The sequence below is a fragment of the Paenibacillus sp. sgz302191 genome (assembly GCF_057749925.1).
Window position 1 is genome coordinate 1 of sequence record NZ_JBYLHY010000067.1, and the last position, 8,508, is coordinate 8,508.

An 8,508-nucleotide genomic window follows, 5' to 3' on the forward strand; every position below is an offset into this window, starting at 1 on the left:
CGGTGGACGTGTCGTACTTCGACTGCGAGCCGGATGTGCATTATCCGGTCATCCCGATCGGCAAGCCGATCCACAATACGCGGCTGTACATCGTGAAAGAAGGCACGCTGCAATTGCAGCCTGTGGGTGTGGCCGGGGAGCTGTGCATCGGCGGCGTCGGCGTGGCGCGGGGCTACCTGAACCGTGCGGAGCTGACGGCGGAGAAATTCGTGGCCGATCCGTTCGCGGACGGGGGCCGGATGTACCGGACCGGGGACTTGGCGCGCTGGCTGCCGGACGGCAATATCGAATACCTGGGCCGGATCGACCACCAGGTAAAAATCCGCGGCTACCGGATCGAGCTGGGCGAAGTGGAGTCGCAGCTGCTGAACGTGGAGCACGTGGATGAAGCGGTCGTCGTCGCCCGTACGGACGGTCAAGGGCAAAAACAGCTGTGCGCTTACTTTGTCGCGGACCAAGAGCTGTCCGCCGACCGGCTTCGCGCAGCGTTGTCGCAGGAGCTGCCGGGCTACATGGTGCCGTCGTTCTTCGTGCAGCTTGCCAAGATGCCGCTCAGCCCGAACGGCAAAATCGACCGCAAACAGCTGCCGGAGCCGCATGCCGGCATCCGCAGCGGAGCGGAATACGCCGCACCGCGCACGCACGTGGAGCGGACGCTTTGCGCGATTTGGCAAACCGTTTTGGGCGTCGGTGCGGTAGGCATTTTAGACAATTTCTTCGATCTGGGCGGAGATTCGATTAAATCCATTCAAGTATCGTCCCGATTGCTGCAGGCGGGCTACAAGCTGGACATGAAGGACTTGTTCAAGTACCCGACCATAGCGGCTCTGGGCCCTTATATCAAGACGCTGACGCGCATTGCCGACCAAGGGGAAGTTACGGGCGCGGCCGAGCTAACGCCGGTGCAGCGCTGGTTCTTTGAGCATCATCAGACGGATGCGCACCATTTTAACCAATCGGTCATGCTGTACCGGCCGGAGCGGTTCCATGAAGGCGCGCTGCGCGCCGCCATGAAGAAAATTGCCGAGCATCACGACGCGCTGCGGATGGTGTTCCCGACGGACGGCGGCGTTCATGAGGCGCGATACCGGAGCGCAAGCGAGGGAGAGCTGTTCGAACTCGTTGTCGCCGATCTGCAGCACGAACCCGACTGCACAGCAATCGTCGAGTCCAAGTCGACCGACATTCAAGGTTCGATGAAGCTTGGCGAAGGACCGCTTTTGAAACTCGGATTGTTCCGCTGCACGGATGGCGACCACTTGCTGATCGCTGTGCACCATTTGGCCATAGACGCCGTATCCTGGCGCATTTTGTTCGAAGATCTCGCTGCGGCTTACGGGCAGTTCCTGCAAGGCGAAACGATTCGTCTGCCTCTTAAAACGGATTCGTTCCAAGCCTGGGCGCAGCGGCTTTCCAGCTATGCGGCAAGCGAGGCGCTGGAGCGTGAGCGGGCGTACTGGGAGCGGGTCGAACAGACGGTTTATAGTCCGCTGCCCAAAGATTTCGCGCACGAGCGGCCGCTTCAGCTCGACAGCGAACTGATTACGGTCGCATGGACGAAGCGGGAAACCGAGCTGCTGCTCAAAAAAGCCCACCGCGCTTACGGCACGGAAGTGAACGAGCTGCTGCTGACCGCAGTCGGCGGCGCCCTTTACGACTGGGCGGGCGTGGAGCAGGCCGTCATCAATCTGGAAGGACACGGACGGGAGGCGATCGTTCCGGATATCGACATTACCCGTACGGTCGGGTGGTTTACGAGCATATATCCGGTTGTGCTGACGTCTTTGCCGGACCGCAGCTTGTCCGGCCGGATCAAGCAGACGAAAGAGCAGCTGCGCGGCATTCCGCAAAAAGGGATCGGCTACGGCATTCTTCGGTATATGCCGGAAGCTGCCGCAAGCGGCGAAAGAAGCGGCTTCACGCTGAACCCTGAGATCAGCTTCAACTATTTGGGGCAGCTGGATCAGGACATGCAGGAGCAGGACATCCGCCTGTCGCCGTATGCCGGCGGAGAATCGTCGAGTGCGAACGCGGAGCTGCGCTATACGCTCGATTTGAACGGCATGATTGCGGATGGCGAGCTGCAGCTTACGATTCGTTACAGCGGCAAGCAATACCGCAAAGAGACGATGGAACGGCTGGCAGCGGCGCTGCAAAGCAACCTGCACGATGTGATTGAACACTGCGCCGCCCAAACAGAGCCGGAGCTGACGCCAAGCGATGTGTCGTACAAAGGGCTTTCCATCGAAGAGCTGGATAAGCTCGTGGCGCAAACCGCGTCCATCGGCCGGCTCGAGAACGTATACGCGCTCACGCCGATGCAAAAAGGCATTTTGTTCCACAGCATGATGGACCCGAACTCGGGCGCTTACTTCGAGCAGTCGTCGTTCGACCTGGAAGGCCGCTTCGATGTCGAAGCTTTTGCGAGAAGCTTTGATCTGCTCGTAACGCGCCATGAGGCGCTGCGGACAAGCTTCGTGACGGGCTGGAAGGCAGAGCCGGTGCAAATCGTGCTCCGCAACAAACCGGGCAAGCTTTTCTATGCGGATATTACGGACATGAGTCCGGCGGAGCGCGAGGCGTATATCGATCAATTCACAGCTGCGGACAAAGCGCAAGGGTTTGATCTCTATAGCGATTCTTTGCTCCGGGTGTCCATACTGCGCACGGAAGAACAGAAATACCGCTTCATTTGGAGCTTCCATCATATCGTGATGGACGGCTGGTGCCTCTCTTTGGTCGCCGAAGAAGTGTTCGAAGCGTATTTCGCGATTGTCGGCGGTCTGGAACCGAAGCTGTCCGAAGTACAGCCGTACAGTCAATATATCGAATGGCTGGAGCGGCAGGATCAAGGGGCGGCGGCAGCTTATTGGGAGCGGTATTTGGCCGGCTACGAGCAGCAGACTGTCGTGCCGAGCGGCAAGCCGCAGCAGCTGAAAAGCGCAGGCTACGTATCGGAGCGAATGGATGTCGAGCTGGGCGCAGAGCTGACGGAAAGCATCCATCGGGCTGCGAAAACGCATCAAGTAACCGTCAATACGCTCGTTCAAGCGGTCTGGGGCATTTTGCTTCAGCGCTATAACGGCAGCGATGACGCTGTATTCGGCAGCGTCGTGTCGGGCCGTCCCGAAGAACTGCCGGGAGTCGAGCGCATGATCGGATTGTTTATCAATACGATTCCGGTCCGCGTCCGCTGCGGGGCGGAAGAAACTTTTGCCGAAGTCATGCGGAAGACGCAGGAGCAATCCATCACCTCCCACGAATTCGATACGTACCCGCTCTATGAGATTCAGGGGCGCACGGAGCAAAAGCAGGAGCTTATCCAGCATATTCTGATCTTTGAAAACTACCCGGTGGAAGAGCAAATCGAACAGCTTGACGGCGGCGGCCGCAGCGAAATCGCCATGAAAGGCGTGCAGACGGTCGAGCAAACGAACTATCCGTTCAACCTTGTCGTGCTGCCCGGAGATTCGATGAAAATATACGTCGGATACAACGCGTTGGTGTTCGATAAGGAAGCCGTTGCGCGGATTCAGGGCCATTTGATCAACCTGCTCAAACAGGTGGCGGCGAATCCCGATATCCGCGTCCATGAGCTGGAAGTCGTCACCGCCGAAGAGAAGGCGCAAATTTCCGACGATTTCAACGCTACAGCCGTCCCTTCGCCGCTCGACAAGACGATTCATCAGCTGCTGGAAGAGCAGGCGGAACGGACGCCGGATCAAACTGCGGTGTTCTTCGAAGACAGCAAGCTGACCTACATGCAATTGAACGAGCGGGCCAACCGGCTGGCGCGGACGCTGCGCAGCATGGGGGTCGGACCGAATGTGCTGGTCGGGCTGATGGCGGAGCGTTCGCTGGAGATGATCGTCGGCGTGTTCGCTATCTTGAAAGCGGGCGGCGCGTACGTTCCGATCGATCCGGAGTATCCGAAAGACCGCATTCGCTACATGCTGGAAGATTCAGGGGCCCAATTGCTGCTGACGCAGGGCCGTCTGAGCGGGCAGGCCGCCGTTAGCCAAGCCGCCGTTGTCGAACTGGACGACCGTCTGGCGTACAGTGACGACGGAGCGAATCTGGCTCCGGTCGTCACTGCGGACGATCTCGCTTATGTCATTTACACGTCGGGCACGACGGGTAAGCCGAAGGGAGTGCTGGTCGAGCATCGCGGACTGGCTAACCTGAAAGCTTACTATGACCGTACCCTCCGTATCGGAACGAACGACCGCGCCCTGCTGTTTGCGAGTCTTTCCTTCGACGCCGCATGCTGGGATATGTTCCAGGCGCTCTTCTGCGGAGCGGCCTTGTACGTGCCGACGTCCGAGACGATACTGAACTATCAATTGTTTGAGCGCTATATGGTCGAAAATGCCATCACGATAGCCGCATTGCCGCCGACTTACGCGGTTTATCTGGAGCCGGACAGCATGCCGGATCTCCGCATCCTGTTCACGGCGGGTTCGGCGACATCAGGTGAGCTGATCCAGAAATGGAAAGACAAGCTGGATTATTATAACGGCTACGGACCTACCGAAAACTCGGTGGCGACCTCCATCTGGCCGGTTTCGTCCGACCCCGATGCGGGAAGCCTGATTTCGATCGGCCGTCCGATGCCGAACCATCATGTCTACATCGTCGATCCGTACGGGCAGCTGCTGCCGGTCGGCGTGCCGGGCGAGCTGTGCGCAGCCGGACCGGGCCTTGCCCGCGGCTATCTGGGCCGTCCGGAGCTGACGGACGAAAAATTCGTGATCAGCCGGTTCAGCGGCGAGCGGATGTACCGCACAGGCGATCTTGCCCGCTGGATGCCGGACGGCCGCATCGAATACATGGGCCGGATCGACCATCAAGTGAAGATCCGCGGCTACCGCATCGAACTCGGCGAAGTCGAAGCGCAAATTTTGCGGATTGACGATGTACAGGAAGTCATCGTCATTGCGCGGGAAGACGCTGCCGGAGTCAATCAGCTGTGCGCCTATTACGTAGCGAGCCGCAAACTCGCCGTCAGCGAGCTGCGCAGCGTGCTCGGCGCGGCGCTTCCGGGCTACATGGTGCCGTCCTATTTCACGCAGCTGGAGCAGATGCCGCTGACGCCGAACGATAAAATCGACCGCAAAGCGCTGCCTGCGCCGGACGGCGGCAATCAGGCGGAGTCGGCTTATGCGGCGCCGCGTACAGCGGCCGAGCAGGTGCTCGCAGCCATTTGGCAGAGCGTTCTGGGCGCGAGAAGCGTCGGCATTCACGATAACTTCTTCGAGCTCGGCGGCGATTCCATCAAGTCCATTCAAGTCGCCTCCAGGCTGCTGCAGGAAGGCTACAAGCTGGACATGAAAGATCTGTTCGCTTACCCGACGATTGCGGAAGTCGGCCCTTATCTGCAAGCGGCCGGCCATGCGGCGGATCAGGGCGAAGTGACCGGAGCGGTGGGGCTGACGCCGATCCAGATGTGGTTCATGGAGCAGCAATTTGCGGCTCCGCACCACTTTAATCAGGCCGTGATGCTCCATAGGCCGCAAGGATTCGACGAACCGGCGCTGCGCCGCGCGGTTTCCAAAATCGCAGAGCATCATGACGCGCTGCGCATGATCTACCGCTTGGACGATCAGGAAAGCGAAGCGTGGGGCCGGGCTGCCCACGAGGGCGACATGTACCATCTGGAAACGCACGATCTCAGAGATCAGCCGCAGGCGGCGGAAGCTGTCGAAGCGATCGCGAACAGGCTGCAAAGCTCGATCGATCTTGGGGCAGGACCGCTGATGAAGCTGGGCTTGTTCCGATGCGCGGACGGCGATCATCTGTTGATCGCGATTCATCACTTGGCCGTAGACGGCGTGTCCTGGCGCATCCTGTTCGAAGATCTTGAGGCCGCATACGAGCAGGCGGCGAGAGGCGAGTCCATTCGTCTGCCGCGCAAAACGGATTCGTTCCGCACCTGGGCGCAAACGCTCAAGCAGGAAGCCGGCAGTACCGCGGCGGAGAGCGAGCTGGCGTTCTGGCAGCAGGTCGATCGGGCGGAAGTCAAGCCGCTGCCCAAAGATTTGGCGCAAACAAGCAGGGTGGCGATCGGCGATAGCGATACGGTCAGCGTGGAATGGACGGATGCGGAAACCGAACTTCTTTTGAAACAGGCTCATCGGGCCTATAACACGGAAATGAACGATCTGCTTCTGACTGCGCTCGGCATGGCTTTGCACGCATGGACAGGCTGCGGGCAGGCGCTGGTCAGTCTGGAAGGGCACGGCCGCGAAGCCGTCCGTCCGGATATCGATATCAGCCGTACGGTGGGCTGGTTTACGACGCAGTACCCGGTGCTTCTCCGTACGGAGCCCGGCGGCGATTTGGCGCAGCGGATCAAGCGGGTCAAAGAAGACCTCCGCAGCATTCCGCGCAAAGGGATCGGATACGGGATGCTGAGGTATTTGTCCGGATTGTCCGAAAGCGAACAGCTCCGCGCCGAGCCGGAAATCAGCTTCAACTACTTGGGCCAATTCGACCAAAAGCTGCAAGATGGCGGGATTACGCCTTCTGCGCTTGCGACAGGACTTTCCGTCAGCGGCAGCAACGTGATGAACCACGCGCTGAGCATCAACGGCATCGTCGCGGACGGCAGGCTGACGCTTACGCTTCTGTACAGCGGCAAAACATTTTTGCGGGCGACGATAGAACGACTGGCCGGGTTGCTGCGCGCAAGCTTGCAGGAAATTATTGAACACTGCGCCGCCAAGCAGTCGCCGGAATTGACGCCAAGCGACGTTATGCTGAAAGGGCTGAGCATTGGCGAGCTGGATCGGCTGCGCGAAGGGACTTCGCATATCGGCGAGCTGGAAAATGTGTACCCGCTCACCCCGATGCAGAAAGGGATGTACTTCCACAGCGTGATGGACCCGCAGTCCGGCGCCTATTTCGAGCAAGCGACGTTCGATTTGGCGGGAAGCTTTGACATCGCAGCCTTCGGCCAAAGCCTGGAACTGCTGACGCAGCGACACGCCGTTCTGCGCACGGGCATTAGCCAGGCGTGGGATGAAGAGCCGATGCAAATGGTGTACCGGAATAAACGCGGCGAGTGCCGCTATGAAGATTTGCGCGGTCTGAGCGAGTCGGAGCAGAACGCTTATATCGCGGAATTTACGGCGAAGGATAAGCTTCGCGGGTTTGACCTCGCGGCGGATTCGCTCATGCGCGTAGCGGTTCTGCATACGGGCGAGAAAGCATACTCGTTCATCTGGAGTTTCCATCACATCATTATGGACGGCTGGTGCTTGTCCCTGATCAACAACGAGGTGTTCGGCACGTACCTTGCGATCCTTGAAAACCGTCAGCCGGAGCTTGCCGCAGTTACGCCGTACAGCCGTTATATCGAATGGCTGGACAAACAGGACAGCGTCCTTGCGGCGGATTACTGGAAGCAGTATTTATCCGGGTTCGAGCAGCAAACGGAAATTCCGTACCGTCTTGGCGCCGGAAAACCGGCGGGCTATGCGGGCGAGAAGCTTACCAGCGTGCTCGGTAAACAATTGAGCGGCAAGCTGAATCGCATCGCGAAGCAGCATCATGTTACGTTCAGCACGCTGATGCAAACGATTTGGGGCATCGCACTGCAAAGGTACAACAACTGTACGGATGTCGTTTACGGAAGCGTCGTTTCGGGAAGACCTGCGGAAATACCGGGCATCGAGAGCATGATCGGGCTGTTCATCAATACGATTCCGGTGCGAATCGCATGTACCGGAGAAGAACGGTTCGCGCAGCTGTTGGAACGGAACCAGGAGAAGGCGATCGCCTCCCAAGCTTTCGATACGCATCCGCTCTATGAAATTCAGGCGCAAACCGTGCAAAAGCAAGATTTGATCAGCCACATTCTCATCTTTGAAAATTACCCGCTTGAGCGGCAAATCGAGCAGCTTGGCGATAAAGACGGCAATTCGTTCGAAATCCTGAACGCGGAAATGTCCGAGCAGACGAACTACGACTTTACGCTGACGGTTATGCCGGGCGACGAAACGATCATCGACTTCGGTTTCAATGCGCTTGTCTACGATCGCGACGGGGTGGAGCAAATCCAGCATCACTTGCTCCAGCTTATGGAACAAATTGCGGACAATCCGTACGCAAAAGTGAACGAACTGGAGCTGATCACTCCGGCGGAAAAAACGCTGATCATCCAGCAGTTCAACGACACGGCGGCGGTGTATCCGAGCGATACGACGATCCACGCGATGTTCGAGGAGCACGCTGCGCGTACGCCGGATAAAACGGCGGTGCGTTTCGAAGACGCCGTGATGACTTACGGCGAGCTGGACGAGCGGGCGAACCGGCTGGCCCGCAGGCTGCGCGCCGCAGGCGTGGGGCCGGACGGCAAGGTCGGCATCCTGACCGAGCGCTCGATGGAGATGATCGTCGGCATCTACGCGATTCTGAAAGCCGGAGGCGCCTACGTGCCGATCGACCCCGAGTATCCCGAGGAGCGGATTCGCTACATCCTCGAAGATTCCGGCGCACAGGTGCTGC

General features: G+C 59.0%; 1 protein-coding gene. It reads left to right on the plus strand.

Translation table 11 applies throughout. The annotated features are described in order from the left end of the window. Positions 1 to 8,508: amino acid adenylation domain-containing protein (locus tag AC3G2T_RS38460; protein WP_488438786.1), on the plus strand; the 8,508-nt coding region annotated here is incomplete at both ends.